The organism is Dactylosporangium sp. NPDC000521 (assembly GCF_042898305.1).
Classification (GTDB): domain Bacteria; phylum Actinomycetota; class Actinomycetes; order Mycobacteriales; family Micromonosporaceae; genus Dactylosporangium.
In genome coordinates, this window is the sequence record NZ_JBIAYW010000010.1 from 302,215 (window position 1) to 320,939 (window position 18,725).

At 72.8% G+C, this 18,725-nt stretch carries 14 protein-coding genes; 10 read left to right on the forward strand and 4 right to left on the reverse strand.

All coding sequences use genetic code 11. The annotated features are described in order from the left end of the window. The first annotated feature begins 1 nt into the window (after nt 1). From ACFY3L_RS31645 to ACFY3L_RS31690, 10 genes are all read left to right on the forward strand, one after another. A complete protein-coding gene (locus ACFY3L_RS31645; protein WP_389332176.1) occupies nt 2-1,825 on the forward strand; it encodes a dynamin family protein in 1,824 nt (607 codons plus the stop codon). Next, nucleotides 1,822-3,480, forward strand: coding sequence for a GTPase family protein (locus tag ACFY3L_RS31650; RefSeq protein ID WP_389332179.1), 1,659 nt, complete (start codon nt 1,822-1,824; stop codon nt 3,478-3,480). Before ACFY3L_RS31645 ends, ACFY3L_RS31650 begins: the two co-directional genes overlap by 4 nt. After that, complete coding sequence (locus ACFY3L_RS31655) at nt 3,452-3,892, forward strand: hypothetical protein (RefSeq protein ID WP_389332182.1); 441 nt, start codon at nt 3,452-3,454, stop codon at nt 3,890-3,892. Before ACFY3L_RS31650 ends, ACFY3L_RS31655 begins: the two co-directional genes overlap by 29 nt. After that, nucleotides 3,892-4,758, forward strand: a complete 867-nt coding sequence (locus tag ACFY3L_RS31660) for a fructosamine kinase family protein (protein ID WP_389332185.1) — start codon at nt 3,892-3,894, stop codon at nt 4,756-4,758. Before ACFY3L_RS31655 ends, ACFY3L_RS31660 begins: the two co-directional genes overlap by 1 nt. A gap of 49 nt (nt 4,759-4,807) precedes the next feature. Further along, nucleotides 4,808-5,839 (forward strand): GTP 3',8-cyclase MoaA, encoded by a 1,032-nt coding sequence (gene moaA / locus ACFY3L_RS31665; RefSeq protein ID WP_389332188.1) that lies wholly within the window; start codon nt 4,808-4,810, stop codon nt 5,837-5,839. Beyond that, entirely contained in the window at nt 5,836-6,081 is a 246-nt protein-coding gene (locus ACFY3L_RS31670; RefSeq protein WP_389332191.1) for a MoaD/ThiS family protein, read from the forward strand. The genes moaA and ACFY3L_RS31670 overlap by 4 nt, the downstream gene beginning before the upstream one ends. Nucleotides 6,082-6,085: 4 nt before the next feature. Beyond that, a complete protein-coding gene (locus tag ACFY3L_RS31675) occupies nt 6,086-7,441 on the forward strand; it encodes a metallophosphoesterase (protein WP_389332194.1) in 1,356 nt (451 codons plus the stop codon). A gap of 606 nt (nt 7,442-8,047) precedes the next feature. Continuing rightward, nucleotides 8,048-11,266, forward strand: coding sequence for a UvrD-helicase domain-containing protein (locus ACFY3L_RS31680; protein WP_389332197.1), 3,219 nt, complete (start codon nt 8,048-8,050; stop codon nt 11,264-11,266). A 109-nt stretch (nt 11,267-11,375) separates the two neighbouring features. Then, nucleotides 11,376-12,155 carry a hypothetical protein gene (locus ACFY3L_RS31685; protein ID WP_389332200.1) on the forward strand — a complete coding sequence of 260 codons (780 nt, stop codon included), beginning with the start codon at nt 11,376-11,378 and terminating at the stop codon, nt 12,153-12,155. Nucleotides 12,156-12,401: 246 nt separating this feature from the next. Next, entirely contained in the window at nt 12,402-13,610 is a 1,209-nt protein-coding gene (locus ACFY3L_RS31690; protein ID WP_360572429.1) for an ATP-binding protein, read from the forward strand. A gap of 6 nt (nt 13,611-13,616) precedes the next feature. Here the strand turns inward: ACFY3L_RS31690 and ACFY3L_RS31695 are convergent, their stop codons facing one another. The 4 genes from ACFY3L_RS31695 to ACFY3L_RS31710 are packed head-to-tail and all read right to left on the reverse strand — an operon-like array spanning nt 13,617 to nt 18,725. Then, nucleotides 13,617-14,867, reverse strand: coding sequence for a VWA domain-containing protein (locus tag ACFY3L_RS31695; protein ID WP_389332203.1), 1,251 nt, complete (start codon nt 14,865-14,867; stop codon nt 13,617-13,619). Continuing rightward, nucleotides 14,860-15,213 carry a hypothetical protein gene (locus tag ACFY3L_RS31700; protein WP_389332206.1) on the reverse strand — a complete coding sequence of 118 codons (354 nt, stop codon included), beginning with the start codon at nt 15,211-15,213 and terminating at the stop codon, nt 14,860-14,862. Before ACFY3L_RS31700 ends, ACFY3L_RS31695 begins: the two co-directional genes overlap by 8 nt. Nucleotides 15,214-15,223: 10 nt before the next feature. After that, on the reverse strand, nt 15,224-17,611 hold the full coding sequence (locus tag ACFY3L_RS31705) for a DUF5682 family protein (protein WP_389332209.1): 2,388 nt from the start codon (nt 17,609-17,611) through the stop codon (nt 15,224-15,226). After that, nucleotides 17,604-18,725, reverse strand: a complete 1,122-nt coding sequence (locus ACFY3L_RS31710) for an AAA family ATPase (RefSeq protein WP_389332548.1) — start codon at nt 18,723-18,725, stop codon at nt 17,604-17,606. The genes ACFY3L_RS31705 and ACFY3L_RS31710 overlap by 8 nt, the downstream gene beginning before the upstream one ends.

The following is an 18,725-nucleotide window of genomic DNA, read 5'->3' on the forward strand; positions in this document are numbered from 1 at the left end:
AGTGACCACACAGGGCGAGTCGACGTCCGCCCGGTCGGCGGCCGCCAGCCCTTCGGCTGATGGCCAGTCCACCGGTCGGCCTCCGCGCGCCCGGGAGCCGGAGCGGTCGGGACTCGCCGACCTGGTCTCGGCGCTCGTCGATCTCCGCGATCTCGGCAAGGAGACCCGCTTCGCGCTGCCGCTGCCCAGCGCCGAGCGCGCCACCACGGTCGCCGCCGCCATGGTCGACCAGCTCGACGACTACCTGCTGCCCAGGCTCGACCGGCTCGACGCGCCGCTGCTGGTGGTCGTCGGCGGCTCGACCGGCGCCGGCAAGTCGACGCTGGTCAACAGCCTGATCCGCACCCCGGTGAGCCCGTCGGGCGTGCTGCGGCCCACCACCCGGGCGCCGGTCCTCGTCTGCCACCCCTCCGACATGTCGTGGTTCTCCAAGGCCAACGTGCTGCCGTCGCTGACCCGCACCAGCGGCGCGAGCAGCGACGCCAGGACGCTGCAGGTCGTGTCCGCCCCGGCGCTCAGCCCGGGGCTGGCCCTGCTCGACGCGCCCGACATCGACTCCGTCGTCGACGCCAACCGGCAGCTCGCCTCGCAGCTGCTCGCCGCCGCCGACCTCTGGCTCTTCGTCACCACCGCCGCGCGGTACGCCGACGCGGTGCCGTGGGGGATGCTGCGCACCGCCCGTAACCGGGGCACCGCCATCGCCCTGGTGCTCGACCGGGTGCCCGGCGGCGGCGCGGCCGACGAGATCGGCCCGCACCTGACCGCGATGCTGCAGGAGCAGGACCTCGGCGGGGTGCCGCTGTTCGTCCTGCCCGAGATCCGCCTCGACAGTCAGGGGCTGCTCGGCGAGGCGCAGGTGGCGCCGCTGCGCGACTGGTTCGGCAAGCTGGCCCGCTCCGCGGAGGCGCGCGCGGCGGTGGTCCGCCAGACCGTCGGCGGCGCCGTCGACGCGCTCACCATGGACGTCGGCGTGCTCGCCTCGGCCGCGGAGGACCAGGTCACTGCGGCGAAGTCCCTCGACGACGCGGTCCGCGGGTCCTACCGGGCCGCCACCTCATCGGTCGAGCAGGGCATCCACGACGGCGCGCTGCTGCGGGGCGAGGTGCTGGCCCGCTGGCAGGAGCTCGTCGGCACGGGTGACATCATGCGCGCGCTGCAGGCCCGGGTCGGGCGCGCCCGCGACCGGGTCGTCGCCGCCATCACCGGCCGCCCGGTGCCCGGCGAGCGCTTCCAGGAGGCGATCGGCTCGGGGCTCGCGGTCCTGCTCAAGGGCGCCGCGACCGACGCCGCCGAGCGGGCCGGCGCCGCCTGGAAGGCCCACCCCGCCGGCGCCGCGCTGCTGACCGCCGCGCCCAACCTGACCCGCCCCTCCGACGACCTCGACGAGCGGGTCGCCCGCCTCACCCGCGACTGGCAGCGCTCGGTCCTCGACCTGGTGCGCTCCGAGGCCGGCGACAAGCGGGTGGTCGCCCGGGCCAGCGCCTATGCGGTCAACGCGACCGGGCTGCTGGTGATGGTCTCCGTCTTCGCGGCGACCGCGTTCATCCCGACCGGCCTGGAGATCGTGGTCGCCGGCGGCACCACCGTCACCGCGCAGAAGGTCCTCGAGGCGATCTTCGGCGACCAGGCGGTGCGGTCGCTCGCCGAGCGGGCCAGGCAGGACCTGCTGGAGCGGGTCACCGCCCTCTTCGACGAGGAGGCCGGACGCTACCGCAGCGCGCTGGCCGGGGCAGGGATCGACGACGACTACGCCGGCCGCCTGCGCGCCGCCAGCACCGCGGTGCAGCTCGCCCGCGCCGACGTCCGGCTGGAGCCGCAGAAATGAGCTTGGTGGACAAGATCAAGCAGGTGATCCCGAGGCAAGGGGGCGTGGTCGACGCCGACCACCTGGCCGACCGGGTCGAGTCGCTGCGGCGTTTCGTACAGGCGGCGGAGGACCACGTGCCCGACGCCAGGCTGGTGACGGCTCGCACGGTCATCGACCGGGCCGGCGAACGGCTCGCGCTGTCCAGGGCGCACACCGTGGTCGCGCTCGCGGGCGCCACCGGCAGCGGCAAGTCCAGCCTGTTCAACGCGCTGTGCCGATTCCAGCTGTCGCGGGTCGGGGTGCGCCGCCCGACGACCGGCGTCGCGCACGCCTGCGTGTGGGGCGCGCAGGGCGCCGGGCCGCTGCTCGACTGGCTCGGCGTGCCGCCCAACCGGCGCTTCACCCGCGAGAGCGCGCTCGACGGCGAGGACGAGGCCGGCCTGCGCGGGCTGGTGCTGCTCGACCTGCCCGACTTCGACTCCATCGAGGCCCGGCACCGGCTGGAGGTCGACCGGCTGCTGCGCCTCGTCGACCTGGTCGTGTGGGTCCTCGACCCGCAGAAGTACGCCGACCGCGTGGTCCACCAGCAGTACCTCTCCCAGTTCCAGCGGCACCGGGACGTGACGGTCGTGGTGCTCAACCAGGCCGACCGGCTCAACCGCAACGACAGCGAGCGGCTCGTCGCCGACCTGCGCCGGCTGCTGGACGCCGACGGGCTCGGCGGCGTGCCGGCGTTCCCGACGTCCGCGAAGGGCCAGCCGGGCCTCGACACGCTGCGCGCCACGCTGGAGCGCACCGTCGCGCAGCGCCAGGCCTTCCTGCAGCGGCTCGCCGGCGACGTGAGCGGTGCCGTCGGTGAGCTCGATCCGCTGGTCGCCGCCGAGGTACGAGGCGAGCGCATCCAACCTGCCGCGATCGACCGCCTCGCGGAGTCCCTCGCCGTGGCGGCCGGGGTGCCGATCGTCGTCACGGCGACCGAGCGCACCTACCGGCACCGGGCCGCCGGCGTCCTCGGCTGGCCGGTCGGCCGCTGGGTCCGCAGGCTGCGACCAGATCCGTTGCGGCGGTTGCACCTGGACCAGGCCGCCGGCGGTACACCTGCCGCATCGTCACTGCCTGAATCGACCGCCGCGCAGAAGGCCGCGGTCGCGCTCGCCTCCCGTGAGGTCGCTGAGCAGGCGGGTGCGGGGCTGCCGGAGCCGTGGCCGGCCGCGGTCACCGCCGCTTCCCGCTCGCACCTCGACGACGTGCCCGACGCGCTGGACGTCGCGGTCGCCTCGGCGGACCTCGGGATGGGCCGCAAACCGTTCTGGTGGCGGCTGGTGGGGGCGCTGCAGTGGCTCGGCGCCGCGGCCGCCCTGGTGGGGCTGCTGTGGCTGACGGTGCGGGCGGTCTTCGCGTTCCTCGGGCTGCCGGACGTCGGAGCGCCGCACGCCGGGCGGCTGCCGGTGCCGACCGCGCTGCTCGTCGGCGGGCTGCTGTTCGGGGTGCTGCTGTCGATCGTCGTCCGGCCGATCGTGGGGATCGCCGCCCGCCGGGCCAAGGCGCGCGCCGACCGCCGATTGCGGGCCGCGATCGCGCAGGTCGCGGACGTGCACATCGTCGCGCCGATGCGCGGGGTGCTGCGCTCGTACGATGACGCGCGTGAAGCTTTGCGCGCTGCCGCCCGCTGACTTCGTCCGCCGCGCCGGTTTCTCGGTGATCGCCCTGGTCAACGTCGTCTGGGGGGCGTGGGCCGTGGTCTTTCCGGAGCGGTTCTTCGGCACATTTCCCGGCTTCGGGCTGCACTGGACGGCCGCGTACCCGCCCTACAATCAGCACCTGATCGTCGACCTGGGCGCCACGATGCTCATGATCGCGGTGCTCTGCGGCGGCGCGGCCATGCTCGACCGGCCCGCCACCAGCTGGCTCGCCGGGGTGGCCACGGCCGTCTTCGGCACCCTGCACTTCGGCTACCACGCGCTGCACGCCGGGCACATGGGCGCGACGGATCGGGTGCTGAGCCTGTTGAGCCTGGTTGCCGGGGCGCTCGTGCCGCCGGCGCTCGCCGCGACCCATTCGGTTTCTCTGCGAAGGCAGCGCTGATGGATCTGGATTTCTTGCGCGCACACCCCGGGCAGCTGCCGGTGTTCATCAAGCACCAGCGGATCCGTGAGACACCGGTCCCGGGCGGGTCGATCTGCGGCGCGCAGCGGCTCACGCTCGACGACGGCAGCTCGATCTTCTGCAAGTCCCTCGAGGACCCGCCTGCGGGGTTCTTCGCCGCCGAGGCTGCTGGTCTGCGGTGGCTTCAGGCGTCCGGCACGGTGCCCGTGCCGTCGGTGATCGCCGAGCTGCCGACCATGCTGGCCCTCGAGTGGATCGAGCACGGTGAGGCGACCCCTGAGGGGGCTTCGTCGCTCGGACGGCAGCTGGCGGCGATGCACCGGGCGGGCGCGCCGTCGTTCGGGGCGGCCTGGACCGGGTTCATCGGCACAGCGCCGCTGCCCAACGACCCCTCCGACGGGCCGTGGGGACCCTGGTTCGCGGAGCGGCGGCTGCTGCCCTTCCTGCGGACGTCGATCGACAACGGGGCACTGACCGGATCCGACGTGGCCGATGTGGAGCGCGTGATCGCCGGCATCTCGTCGTACGGTGGCGACGAACCGCCCTCCCGCATCCACGGCGACCTGTGGCCGGGCAACGTGCTGTGGGACCTGTCGGGCACCGGGTGGCTGGTGGACCCGGCGGCGCACGGCGGCCACCGGGAGACGGACCTGGCGCTGCTGGGGCTGTGGGGCGGGGCGCCGCACCTCGACCGGATCCTGGCCGCGTACCGCGAAGCGTGGCCGCTGGCCGATGGCTGGCAGGACCGGGTGGCGCTGCACAGGCTGTACCTGCTGCTGGTGCACACGGCGCTGTTCGGGGCGGCGTACCGGGAGTCGGTGCGGTCGGCGCTGCGGGCGCTGTGATCGTTTCGGCCCCGTGGTTGTGTCATACCGCTGGGGTACCGTTTCCCGCATGACGCTTTGGGACCCACGGGGTGCCGGTCTCGCCGACCGGCACAGTCGCGTGGCGACCGATCTGCGGGTCTCGCTGACCGACCGGTGCAACCTGCGCTGCACCTATTGCATGCCCGCCGAGGGTCTCGACTGGCTGCCGAGCCCGACCCTGCTCACCGACGACGAGGTCGTCAGGCTGATCGGGGTCGCGGTCACCCGTCTCGGCGTGACCGAGGTCCGGTTCACCGGCGGCGAGCCGCTGCTGCGCCGCGGGCTGCCGGAGATCGTGCGGGCCGTCGCCGCGCTGGAGCCGCGCCCGAGCACCATGTTGACGACCAATGGCGTCGGCCTGGCCCGGCTCGCCGGCACGCTCGCCGAGGCGGGCCTCGACAGGGTCAACGTCTCGCTCGACACCATCGACCCCGCCAGGTTCCAGACCCTGACCCGCCGTGACCGGCACGCCGACGTGCTCGCCGGGCTCGCCGCCTCGGCGGAAGCCGGCCTGGTGCCGGTGAAGATGAATGCGGTGCTGCTGCGCGGGGTCAATGACGACGAGGCGGTGCCGCTGCTGCGGTTCGCGCTCGAGCACGGCTATGAGCTGCGGTTCATCGAGCAGATGCCGCTGGATGCCGGGCACACCTGGCGGCGCGAGGAGATGGTGACCGGCGAGGAGATCCTCGCCCGGCTGCGGGAGGCGTTCGACCTGCGGCCCGACCCCGTCCTGCGCGGCGGCGCGCCCGCCGAGACCTGGCTGGTCGAGGGGCACACCGCCGTCGGCGGCGGACCCGCGCGGGTCGGCGTGATCGCGAGCGTGTCGCGACCCTTCTGCGGCGCGTGTGACCGCACCCGCCTGACCGCCGACGGCTCGGTGCGCTCGTGCCTGTTCAGCCAGGAGGAGACCGACCTGCGCGGCGCGATGCGCGGCGGGGCCACCGACGGCGAGCTCGCCGACCTGTGGCGCAAGGCGATGTGGGCGAAGCCGGCCGGGCACGGCATCGACGACCCGGCCTTCCTGCAGCCCGCCCGTCCCATGTCAGCGATCGGGGGATGACCGCGGTGCTGCTCGTGCGTTACTTCGCCGGGGCCCGCGCGGCCGCCGGTGTGCCCGAGGAGAAGGTCGAGGCGGCGACGCTCGGCGAGCTCGTGGCCGTGCTCACTCACGGGCGGCCGAAGCTGGCGTCGGTGCTCACGGCCTGCTCGTTCCTGGTCGACGGCACGTCCTGGCGGGACCGCGAAGCGGCGCTGCCGGCGACGGCGACGGTCGACGTCCTTCCACCGTTCGCGGGCGGCTGACCACGTGTTCATCGCACTGTTCCTGGTGGTCGTGCTGCTCCTCGTGTTCGGCATCCACTGGTATCTGTGGAAGCGCCTGGTCAAGGACGTCTTCACCACCCGCCGCGGCCGCAGGATCGGCGCGCTGGTGGTGGCGCTGCTCGGGGTGCTGATCCCGGTGACGCTGGTCGGCTCGCGGGTGCTGCCGCTGAAGCAGCAGCCGATCCTGGCATGGCCCGGGTTCCTGTGGCTGGCCCTGATGTTCTACCTGCTGGTGACGCTCGCGCTGCTGGAGCTGCCCCGGCTCGCCCTGCGCCTGTGGACCCGGCACCGCCCGGCACTGCCTGTGGATAACTCTGTGGAAAGCGCTGCCGCACCTGTGGACAGAAGTCCCCGAGCTGTGCAGGAGCATGTGGATGCAGGCGCGCGGGCTGTGGATATCGGAGCCGCCGCCGAGCCTGCACGGGCTGTGGGCAACGGCGATCGTGAGGAGTTCGCGGGGGCTGTGGACGGGCGGTCTCCGGCGGAGCCGTTGCCGGGGGCTGTGGACAACAGGCACGACCCCTCGCGGCGGTTGCTGCTCGGGCGGTCCCTGGCCGCGACGGCCGGGGTGCTGTCCGTGAGCGCGGTGGGCATCGGCACATGGCAGGCGAAGAGCGCTCCGCAGCTGAAGCGAGTCCCGATCCGGTTGGCGAAGCTGCCGGCGAGCATGGCCGGGTTCAAGATCGCGCTGGTCTCCGACATCCACCTCGGGCCGCTGCTGGGACGGTCGCACACGGAGCGGATCGTCCGGATCATCAACTCGGTCGATGCAGACATCGTCGCGATCGTGGGCGACCTGGTCGACGGGTCGGTGGCGGAGCTGGGGCCGGCGGCGGAGCCGTTGCAGGACCTGCGGTCGCGGCAGGGCAGCTTCTTCGTCACCGGCAACCACGAGTACTTCTCCGGCTATCAGGAGTGGATCGACGAGGTCGACTCGCTCGGGGTGCGGGTGCTGCGCAACGAGCGGCTCGACATCCAGGGCATCGACCTCGCGGGCGTCAACGACGTCACCGGGGCGGACGTGCAGGACGGGCCCGACTTCACGAAGGCGCTCACCGGCCGCGACAGCTCCCGGCCGGTCGTCCTGCTCGCGCACCAGCCGGTCCAGGCCCACGAGGCGGCGAAGCACGGTGTGGACCTGCAGCTGTCGGGCCATACGCACGGCGGCCAGATGGTGCCGTTCAACCTGCTGGTGGGGCTGGAGGCCCCGGTGGTGTCCGGCCTCGGCACGGTCGACGGCACGCAGGTCTACGTGACGCGCGGTGCTGGGTTCTGGGGTCCGCCGGTCCGCTTCGGCGCGCCACCAGACATCTCGGTCATCGAATTACACCGCGCCTGACCAGCCGACCACGTCCCCGGACACGCCACGCCCTCCTGGCCGCCGTCGCAGCGCTGCCGGTGACGCCGCTGCGGTTGCGCGGGATCCCGCCACGGAGCGGCTGGAGGCAGCGCACGACAGGCTCGGGCGGCTCAGCACGAACAAGCGCCACCCGGCTGAAGCGACGCGGGCGACACGGCACGGGCCGACGCGGCACAGGACCGCGCGGAACAGGTCTGGCGACTCGACACGGACCGACGCCACCCGGCGGAAGCCCGCACGGCTGCGGTAGTAAGCGGTTCGTGGCCGGTGTTCTCACAGTCCGAGTGGCGAGCAGCAAGGTATGAGGTCTTCTCACACCGGATATTTCGGATTTGCGGTCCCCCATGATCCCGTGCAGTTTTGGTAGCCAGGGCTACCGAAACCGTTCGGGATCATGGCGGACGCTCGCCCCGGCCGTCGAGGCGGCCGGCCACCGGATGCGGCGCGCATGCGCCGCTCGCCCTGCCTCGCGCCTCAGCGCGGGCAGTGCGCCGCGCAGCGGCGCATTGGGGGTGCGGGTGAGAATCCCCGCCGGGACCCGCCGCGTCAGCGGTGGGGCGGAAGCACAGTGTGACAGGATGCGTCGTGCCTTCGAACGTCGCCGACCACTCGTTCGTAGCCGATCTGCACATCCACTCGAAGTACTCCCGGGCGTGCAGTCGCGACCTCAGCATCGAGACGCTCACCTGGTGGGCCCGGCGCAAGGGCATCACGCTGCTCGGCACCGGCGACTTCACCCATCCCGCCTGGCACGACCACCTGCGGGAGGCGCTGGTCCCGGCGGAGCCGGGCCTGTTCCGCCTGCAGCCGGACCGCGAGGCGGAGATCCTGCGGCGGCTGCCGGGACGGCTGGCGAACGGGGCCGACGGAGCGCCGGTGCGGTTCATGCTGTCGGTGGAGATCTCCACGATCTACAAGCGGGGCGATCGGACGCGCAAGGTGCACCACCTGGTGTACCAGCCGGACTTCGAGGCGGCGGGGCGCTTCAACGCCGCGCTCGGCAGGATCGGCAACCTCGGGTCCGACGGCCGGCCGATCCTGGGGCTCGACTCGCGGGACCTGCTCGAGATCACGCTGGAGGCGAGCCCCGACGGGTTCCTGGTGCCGGCGCACATCTGGACGCCGTGGTTCTCCGCGCTGGGGTCGAAGTCGGGGTTCGACGCGATCGCCGACTGTTACGGCGACCTGGCCGGGCACATCTTCGCCGTGGAGACGGGCCTGTCGTCCGATCCGGCGATGAACTGGCGGGTGTCGTCGCTGGACCAGTACCGGCTGGTGTCCAACTCGGACGCGCACTCGCCGCCGGCGCTCGCCCGCGAGGCGACGCTGCTGACCAGTGAGCTGGACTACTTCAAGGTGCGGGACGCGTTGCGTACCGGCGACGGCCTCGCGGGGACGATCGAGTTCTTCCCGGAGGAGGGCAAGTATCACGGCGACGGCCACCGGGCCTGCGACGTGAACTGGCTGCCGGCGCAGACCCGCGAGGCGCAGGGCCTGTGCCCGGTCTGTGGCAAGGCGCTCACGGTCGGCGTGCTGCACCGCGTCGAGGAGCTCGCCGACCGGCCGGATGGGTACGTGCCACCCGGCGCGCCGCAGGTCACGCACCTGATCCAGCTGCACGAGATCCTCGGGGAGATCCACGGCGTCGGCGCCAGGTCCAAGACCGTCGACTCGCAGCTGACGTCGCTCGTCGCGGAGCTCGGCTCGGAGCTGGCGATCCTGCGCGAGGTACCGGTCGACGAGATCAGCCGGGTGGGCGGGGAGCTGCTCGGCGAGGGTATCCGCAGGTTGCGGCGCGGAGAGGTGCGGCGAACGCCCGGCTTCGACGGCGAGTACGGGATCATCAAGCTCTTCGAGCCGGACGAGCTGCGCTCCCGTGGCGTGCAAGAGGACGTGCTGTTCGACGTACCGATGCCGCAGCTGCCGAAACAGCGCAAGGCCGAGGCCGCTCCGAAGCCGGCGCCGAAGCGACGCCGACCGGCTCCGGCTGCGGTGCCCGAGCCCGCGCCGCCGATCTCGGCGCCCGCGTCGCCGCATGAGCCGCTCGAGCCGATGCTGGCCGGGATGGAGGAGGTCGGCACGGGGCTGCTCGACCGGCTTGACGCGCTGCAGCGGGTGGCGGCGTCGGCGCCCGGTGGGCCGCTGCTGATCGTGGCCGGACCCGGCACCGGCAAGACGCGGACGTTGACGCATCGCATCGCGTACCTGTGCGCCGAGCTGGACGTGTACCCGGAGGAGTGCCTGGCGATCACGTTCACCCGGCGGGCCGCGGAGGAGCTGCGGGAACGGCTGGAGGGCCTGCTCGGGCCGGTGACCGAGGCCGTGACCGTGTCGACGTTCCACGCGCTGGGCCTGTCGATCCTGCGGGAGAACGCGCCCGCGGTCGGGCTGACGCCGAAGTTCCGGATCGCGGAGGAGGCCGACCTGCTCGCGGCCCTGGATCCGCTGCCGGAGCGGGAGGCGCGGCGGGCGCTGGCGGCGATGGAGCCGTCGACCGCGGAGGCGCTGGCCAAGGCGCTGCGGGCGAAGGACATGGTGTCGCTCGACGAGCTGCTGACGCTGAGCGTGCGGCTGCTCACGGACTCGCCGGCGCTGGTCGACCGCTACCGGGACCGGTGGCAGTGGATCTTCGTCGACGAGTACCAGGACGTCGACCCGGTGCAGTACGAGCTGCTGCGGCTGCTCTGCCCGCCGGGTGGCAACCTGTGCGCGATCGGCGACCCTGACCAGGCGATCTACTCGTTCCGCGGCGCGGAGGTGTCGTTCTTCCTGCGGTTCGCGACCGATTTCTCGACACCGGACATCGACGCGCGGGTGGTGCGGCTGACCCGCAACTACCGCTCGTCGGCGCCGATCCTGGCCGCGGCGGTGCAGGCGATCGCGCCGACGACGCTGGTGCCGGGGCGGCGGCTCGATCCGGCGCGGCTGGACCTCGAGGCGCCGATGGTCGGCCTCTACCCGGCGACGTCGGTCGCGGACGAGGCGGATTTCGTCGTCCGTACCGTCGACGAGCTGGTCGGCGGCCTGTCGCACCGTTCGCACGACAACCGGGTCGACTCACGGGCGACGGTCGGCGCGATGTCCTTCTCCGACATCGCCGTGCTGTACCGGACCGATTCGCAGGCGGCGCCGATCGTGGATGCCCTGGCGCGGGCCGGCGTACCGGTGCAGAAACGGTCGCACGACCGGCTGCTGGACCGTCCGGGTGTCGCCGCCATCGCCCGCGAGCTGCGGTTCGCGACCGGGCTCGGCGGGTCGATCGCGGCGCGGGTACGGCTGGCCGGGCAGGTCGTCGCGGGGCGGTGCGGGCAGCTGGACACCGACGTGATCGGGCTGACCGAGGCGGACGTGTGGACGGCGGTCGAGCTGATGACGCCGCCGGCGCTGCGGGCGGGCAGCGACCTGGACGAGTTCCTGGGCGCGCTGGCCACCGGGGCCGAGGTCGACGGCTGGGACCCGCGGGCGGACCGCGTGACGCTGCTGACCCTGCACGCGTCGAAGGGCCTCGAGTTCCCGGTCGTGTTCATGGTCGGCTGCGAGGACGGCCTGCTGCCGCTACGGATGCCCGGCTCGCAGGGCCGGTCCGAGGACGACGTCGCCGAGGAGCGGCGGCTGTTCTTCGTCGGGCTGACCCGGGCGCAGGACCGGCTCTTCCTCTCGCACAGCCGGACCCGCTTCCGCCACGGCTCGGAGCGCGAGATGGCGCCGACGCCGTTCCTGTCGTCCATCGATCCCGGGCTGTTGGAGCGCCGGGGTCCGGCGGCACCCCGAAAGCCCAAGGATCGGCAGCTCCGGCTGATCTGAGCGGCCTTCTGTCGCTTATCCGTGAGGCGAAAGTGTCGGGGGGTGGCGCTACCGTAGCTGCATCGACGCAACTAGGCTGCCTTGAGCTTCACGGGAGCAGGAGGATCACATGTCCGGTTACGGACCGCCGGGCCCGTACCAGGGCCAACCCCAGGACCCCTGGCAGGGCGGCCAGCAGGATCCCTATGGCCACCCGGACCCTTACGGTCCGCCGCCCGGGCACTATGGGCAGCAGCCTGACCCCTACGGTCAGCAGCATCCGGATCCGTATGGCCAGCCTCCGCAGTGGGGTCAGCAGCCGCAGTCGGGTGGCCCATATGGGGGCAACTACGGGCAGACGGGCACGTATCAGCAGCCCGCTTATGGCCAGCCGCCCGGCCCGGGTCCCGGCCCCGGCGGCGACCAGTGGGGTCCGCCGGGCGCTCCGCCGCGGCGCAGGGGTTCCGGCGGCACGGTGGCGCTCGTCATCGTCCTGGTGCTGCTGCTGTGCGGCGGTGGCGCCGCCGGCATCTGGTATGTGCTGAAGAACGACAAGACCGGCCCCACGACCACCTCGCCGTCGACGGCGCCGCAGGCGAGCAGCTCGGCTTCGGGGAAGGCCTCCGCGAGCGCCGCGCCGAGCGGTGGCGCCTCGTCGCCCGGTGGTGTCCAGGCGGGCGACGCGAAGACCATCAAGGTCGGCGAGTGCCTGACCAACATCGGCACGGCGACCGCTCCGGTGATGCAGAAGACGCCCTGCGCGGCCGGCACGTTCGAGGTGTTGAAGCGGATCGAGGGCACCTCCGACGAGAAGAAGTGCAACGGCGTCACCGGCTACACGCACAACTACTACTTCAAGGCCTCGCCGGAGACGTTCTCCTTCGTGCTCTGCATGAAGCTCCGGAACTGACCCTTTCGCCCCGTTTTCGACGGCGCGCCAGGCGATGGCGCGCCGTCGAACTTTTTTGGACCCCCCTTGCACGATCCCCTGGGACCCCGTAGTACATTAGTTCGAGCTGGTGAACAGGTGTTCGATCACCTCGTTCTAAGCCTCTCTTGCGTGCGCCCTAGACTTTGCTAGACAAGGCACGACACGCCACAAGGATGTTCTATGCGGTTCTAGCGTTTTGGCTAGAGACGCCGATACGGTGCGATCGTGGACCCCGTTCGGAACCCGTATGCCCCCGGTGCAGGCCAGCGGCCGCCGGAGCTCGCCGGTCGCGACCGTGAGCTGCAGGCCTTCGAGGTCGTCCTCGAGCGTGTCGCCCGCGGGCGCCCGGAGCGTTCGCTGATGCTGACCGGCCTGCGTGGCGTCGGCAAGACCGTCCTGCTCAACACGCTGCGCTCGCAGGCGATCTCGCGGCTGTGGGGCACCGGCAAGATCGAGGCCCGGCCCGACCAGTCGCTGCGCCGGCCGCTGACGGCGGCGCTGCACATGGCGATCCGTGAGCTGGCGCCGCACCACCGCGCACCGGACCGGATCGACGAGTTCCTCGGGGTGCTGAAGGCGTTCGCGATCCGCGAGGACCCCAACAAGCCGCCGGGCAAGCTGCGCGACCGGTGGCAGCCAGGGATCGACGTGCCGGCCACCACCGGGCGGGCCGATTCGGGCGACATCGAGATCGACCTGGTGGAGCTCTTCACCGACGCGGCCAGCGTCGCGACCGACGTCGGCACCGGCGTGGCGATCTTCATCGACGAGATGCAGGACCTGTCCGCCGAGGACATCTCCGCCATGTGCGCGGCGTGCCACGAGCTGTCGCAGACGGGCGCGCCGCTGATCGTGGTCGGCGCCGGGCTGCCGCACCTGCCGGCTCTGCTCACGGCCTCGAAGTCCTACTCCGAGCGGCTGTTCCGCTATCAGCGCATCGACCGGCTCGACCGGATCGCCGCCGACCTGGCGCTCACCGCACCCGCGATGCGTGAGGAGGTGGAGTACGAGGCGAAGGCGCTGGACGCCCTCTACGAGGCCTCCGGCGGCTACCCGTACTTCGTGCAGGCCTACGGCAAGGCGACCTGGGACCACGCGCCGCACTCGCCGATCACCGCCGCGGACGTCCGGGTGGCAGCGCCGGAGGCTGAGGCGGAGCTGGCTGTCGGCTTCTTCGGCTCCCGTTACGAGCGCGCCACGCCGGCCGAGCGCGAGTACATGCGCTCGATGGCCACCCTCCTGCCCGCCGTCGACGTCTCCGAGGCCGTGCCGACCGCGGAGATCGCGCGCTCGCTCGGCCGGCGCCCGGCGAGCCTTTCCCCGGCGCGGGACGCCCTGATCAAGAAGGGGCTCATCTACTCGGGCGAGCGCGGCACGGTCGCCTTCACCGTGCCGCACTTCGCCCGCTACATCCGCTCGCAGCCCGCCGACTAGGCCGTTCTAGGCTTTCGACTTCTCGATGACGCCCCGGAGGTCGCGGCGCTCGATGGCGGCGGCCATCAGTTCGGGGAAGACGTCAGGCGTACAGGCGAACGCCGGCACCCCGAGCGCCGCCAGTGCCGCCGCGTTCTCGTGGTCGTAGTCCGGTGCGCCCTCGTCCGACAGCGCCAGCAACACGATCACCTGCACCCCCGCGGCCGTCATCGCCGCGACGCGCCGAAGCATCTCTTCGCGCACGCCGCCCTCGTACAGGTCGCTGATCAGCACGAAGATCGTGTCTCGTGGGCGGGTGACGAGCTGCTGGCCGTACGCGATGGCCCGGTTGATGTCCGTGCCGCCGCCGAGCTGGGTGCCGAACAGGACGTCGACCGGATCCTGCAGCCGCTCCGTCAGGTCCACCACCGCCGTGTCGAACACCACGAGCGACGTCTTCAGTGACCGCATCGACGCGAGCACCGCCGCGAACACGCCCGAGTACACGACCGACGCCGCCATCGATCCCGACTGGTCCACACACAGCACGATGTCCCGCTGCACCGACTGGGCCCGCCGGCCGTAGCCGACCAGCCGCTCCGGGACGACCGTGCGGTGCTCGGCCTGATAGTGCTTGAGATTCGCCCGGATGGTCCGGTTCCAGTCGATGTCGTGGTGCCGCGGCCGGTTGATCCGCGCCGCCCGGTTGAGCGCCCCGGCCAGCGCGGTCCTGGTCGGCTGCGCGACCCGCCGCTCCAGCTCGGCGACCACCTTGGCGACCACCTTCCGCGCGGCCCGCTTGCTCTTGTCGGGCATGACCCGGTTCAGCGACAGCAGCGTGCCGACGAGATGCACGTCAGGCTCGACGGCGTCGAGCATCTCCGGCTCGAGCAGGAGCCGGGTCAGGTCGAGCCGTTCGATCGCGTCAGCCTGCATCACCTGCACGACCGTCGAGGGGAAGTACTGCCGGATGTCCCCGAGCCACCGCGCGACCCGCGGCGCCGACGCACCGAGCCCGGCGCCGCGCTGGCTGCCCGTGCCTTCCCCGCTGTCGTACAGGGCGCCGAGCGCCGCGTCGATGGACACGTCCGCGCCGGTCAGCCCGTAGCCGGTGCCTTCACCGCCGGCCGCCCCACCGAGCGCGAGCCGCCACCGCCGGAGCCGCTCGTCCGTGTGCTGCTCGTTGTCGTGCTGCTCGCTGTTGTGCTGCTCGCTGTTGTGCTGCTCGCTGTTGTGCTGCTCGCTGTTGTGCTGCTCGCTGTCGTGCTGCTCATCCACGGTCCGGCCCCTCCGTCCGCCGCCGCTCGACACGCTGCGGGATTCCTCGCCGACCGGACCGCCCGTCACACCCGATCACACCGCCGCCCTCGATCCCGCGGTGGCGCCGCCGCACGCCATGACTCTCGATCACGCCACGGCACCGCTGTACGCAAATGCGCTCGATCGCGCCGTCCCGTTCGATCGCGCCGTCCCGTTCGATCACGCCGTTGCGGTGTTGTACGCCGTCACGGTGTTGTACGCCGTCACGGTGCTGTACGCCGTCACGTCGCTGCACGCCGTGGTGCTCGGCCACGCCGTGGTGCTCGGCCACGCCGTGGCGGCGCTGCATGCCGTGCATGGTCACGCTGCTGTGGTCAGGCATGGCGGAGCTCCTTGCCCAGGAGGCGGGCCACCACTGGGAGCAGCAGGGCGCCGCGGTCGGGGTCGACCCGGTCGTCGGGGTCGCCGGAGCGGGGGCGGCCACCGGTGCCGATGTGGGCGGCCCGCTCGCCGATCATGCGGCGCTGCGGGGCCGGGTAACCGCTGAACGTGCGGCGCAGCAGCGGCAGCACCTCGACGAACGCGTCGGCGGGGATGCCCGTCAGCCAGGCGTCGACCAGCGCGAGCAGCCGCTCGTCGTGGACCAGCAGCAGGCCGTCGCCGGCGAGGAAGCCCTCGATCCAGGCGGCGGCCTTGGCCACGGGTACACCGACGGTCAGCACCAACGCCATCCTGGCGCCGATCTCGTCGGCGTCGACGGTGCCCGCGTCCAGCAGCAGCCGGCTCATCCGCCCGGTGAGCAGTCCGTGCAGGTCGTCGCGGGTGGACAGGCCGCCGAGCAGCGCCTGCCAGCGCCCGCTGGCGTCGGCGTCGTCGATCAGCGCGAGCGCGCCCTGCACGCCGTCGATCCGGTCGCGCATCACCGTGGCCGCCGCGTCGTCGAGCCCGCCGACCGCCGCGGGCAGGCCGACGCAGACGCGGGTGATCATGCCGAGGGTCACGGACCGCAGGGCGGAGAGGTCGGTGCCGCGGACGTCGCCGTACCGCAGCGTCCGGGCCAACGCGGGCAGCGCGTCCATCAGGTGCGCGACGTCGGCGTCGAGCGCCATCCGCTCGTCCAGCGCGTCGAGCACGCCGGGCAGGGCGTCGGGCAGGTCGGCCAGCAGGCACCGCTCGACCAGCGCGGTCACGTCCGCAAGCGTCTCGGCCTCGGCGGCCTGCTCGGCGACGCGGGCCGTCGCCGCCTCGCGGACCGTGGTGCCGTAGACGCCGGCCTCGACCAGATCGACCGCGAACTCCGGCTGCCACGCGATCTGCCACGACTCCCAGAACGTGCCCCGGCCCTTTCGGTTGGCCAGCACCTGACCCCACTCCACGCCGAGCAACCGCAGCCGGTGCAGCAGCTGGCTGCGCTGCAGGTCAAGGTCGCGGCGCAGGTCAAGGTCGATCTCGCGGCTGCTGACCGCCGGCTGGAGCCGTAGCCTGCGCTGGCTGCTGGCCACGTCCTTCGCGATCGGCACGCCCGGCGTCTGCTCCGGCACCCGCCCGAGCCGGTCGCCGACGACCAGCCGCCGGTTGATCAGGCTGAGCCGCAGGTCGTCGCCGTCGCACAGCACCGCGTGCGCGGCGTCGGTGACCTCGGCGAGCCCGGCGAGCGGCCGTCCACGCATCGTCGCGAGCGCCTCGGCGAGCCTCGTCGCCTCGATGACGTGGGCGCTGGAGACCGGGACGCCGTCCTTGCGCAGTACACCGGCCGCCTTGACCAACCATCGGGCCACGACGTGCTCGTCCACCGCCGTGAACAGGTGGTGATACCAGCCGGGTGACCGCACCCCGGCGCCGTACCCCTGCCACGACGCCAACCGGTTGTGCGTCCACGGCACCCAGGTCATCGAGACCTTGACCTTCGGCAGTCCTTTGAGCACCGCGGCGTCGGAGGACGCACTGGGCAGCGGGCCGGTCAGCGCGGGCACATGCCACGCCCCGCACACCACGGCGACCCTGTCGAACTCCTTCACCGCCGCTCGCAGCGATTGCCGCATGTACGCCTCGCGCCGCTCCTCATCGACCCGCTCCGCCTCCGGCGGTGAGGGCGCGTGTGCCCGCACCACGGCCATGGCCTCCGCGATCGCCTCGAACGGCGCCACCGCCGCAGCCAGCTGCTCGGCGTCGATGCCGTCGCCCGGCGCGCCCTCCGGCGCCATCACGAACAACGCCCCCGCCGCGTCAGTACTCGAGGCTTGAACGTCGCCGGTCGAGGAGGGGCCGGGGTCGATGGCGGGCAGCGGGGGTGGGGTGCCCGGTTCGCGGCGGTGCTCGACGACGTCTTCCCACCAGCGTTCGGGATCGTCGTAGCCGGCGGCCTCGGCCAGGGCACCGATCGGGTCGACGCGCACCGCGTCGTCGGCGGGCGTCGGCGCGGACGGCGTGCCCGACGCGAGGCGGATCGCCGCGGGCAGGTCGATGAACCGGACGGGGATGTCGCACGCGACGGCCCAGCGGATCGCCTGCCACTCGGGGGAGAACTCGGCGAACGGCCAGAACGACGCCCGCAGCTTCGGGTCGGGGTTGTCCGCCGGGTACGCGAGCAGCGCCACCGGGGCGCGCATGTCCTCGTCGCCCGCGAACGGGACCAGCGGGTCGGCCTCCGGAGGGCCCTCGATGAGGATCACGTCGGGGCGGAAGGCCGCGAGGGCGCGCCGCACGGCCCGGGCCGACCCTGTCCCGTGGTGACGCACGCCGAGCAGCAGCGGATCACTCACCGCGACGGGCCGCCCGGTAGAAGTCGCGCCAACCCTCGCGCTCCCGGATCACGGTCTCCAGGTACTCCTGCCAGACGACCTGGTCGGAGACCGGATCCTTGACGACCGCGCCGAGGATGCCGGCCGCGACGTCGCCGGCGCGCAGCACCCCGTCGCCGAAGTGCGCGGCGAGGGCCAGGCCGTTGGTGACCACGGAGATCGCCTCGGCCGTCGAGAGGGTGCCGCTGGGCGACTTCAGCTTGGTGCGGCCGTCCTCGGTGGCGCCGTTGCGCAGCTCGCGGAAGACGGTGACGACCCGCCGGATCTCGTCGACCGCCGGCGGCAGCTCGGGCAGCTCCAGGGCCTTGCCCAGCGCCGCGACCCGGCGCGACACGATGTCGACCTCTTCCTCGACCCCGGCCGGCACCGGCAGCACGACGGTGTTGAACCGGCGGCGCAGCGCCGAGGACAGCTCGTTGACCCCCCGGTCGCGGTCGTTGGCCGTGGCGATGACGTTGAACCCCTTGCGGGCCTGCACCTCCTCGCCGAGCTCGGGCACCGGCAGGGTCTTCTCCGACAGGACGGTGATCAGGCTGTCCTGCACGTCGGACGGCACGCGGGTCAGCTCCTCGATCCGCGCGATCTTGCCGTCGGCCATGGCGCGCAGCACCGGGCTGGGCACCAGCGCGGCCCGGCTCGGCCCCTCCGCCAGCAGGCGGGCGTAGTTCCACCCATAGCGGATGGCCTCCTCGGGCGTGCCGGCCGTGCCCTGGACCAGCAGCGTCGAGTCGCCGCTGATGGCCGCGGCCAGATGCTCCGACACCCAGGTCTTGGCGGTCCCTGGCACGCCGAGCAGCAGCAGCGCCCGGTCGGTGGCGAGCGTCGCGACGGCGACCTCCATCAGCCGCCGCGACCCGACGTACTTCGGGACGATCACGGTCCCGTCGGCGGCGGCCCCGCCGAGCAGATACGTCACGACGGCCGCGGGGGACAGCCGCCACCCCGGCGGCCGCGGGCGGTCGTCACCGGCGGCCAGCGCGGCCAGCTCCGCAGCGAACTCGTCCTCGGCGTGCCGCCGCTGGACTGCCTGCACGTTCTCAGTCTCGGTCGCGGTGTCGGCCTCGTTCACGGTCAC

What these genes read in the sequence shown, in the direction of transcription:
- moaA (WP_389332188.1), top strand. Translation starts at nt 4,808, where the DNA reads ATGACGCTTTGGGACCCACGGGGTGCCGGTCTCGCCGACCGGCACAGT.
- ACFY3L_RS31660 (WP_389332185.1), top strand. Translation starts at nt 3,892, where the DNA reads ATGGATCTGGATTTCTTGCGCGCACACCCCGGGCAGCTGCCGGTGTTC.
- ACFY3L_RS31650 (WP_389332179.1), top strand. Translation starts at nt 1,822, where the DNA reads ATGAGCTTGGTGGACAAGATCAAGCAGGTGATCCCGAGGCAAGGGGGC.
- ACFY3L_RS31670 (WP_389332191.1), top strand. Translation starts at nt 5,836, where the DNA reads ATGACCGCGGTGCTGCTCGTGCGTTACTTCGCCGGGGCCCGCGCGGCC.
- ACFY3L_RS31685 (WP_389332200.1), top strand. Translation starts at nt 11,376, where the DNA reads ATGTCCGGTTACGGACCGCCGGGCCCGTACCAGGGCCAACCCCAGGAC.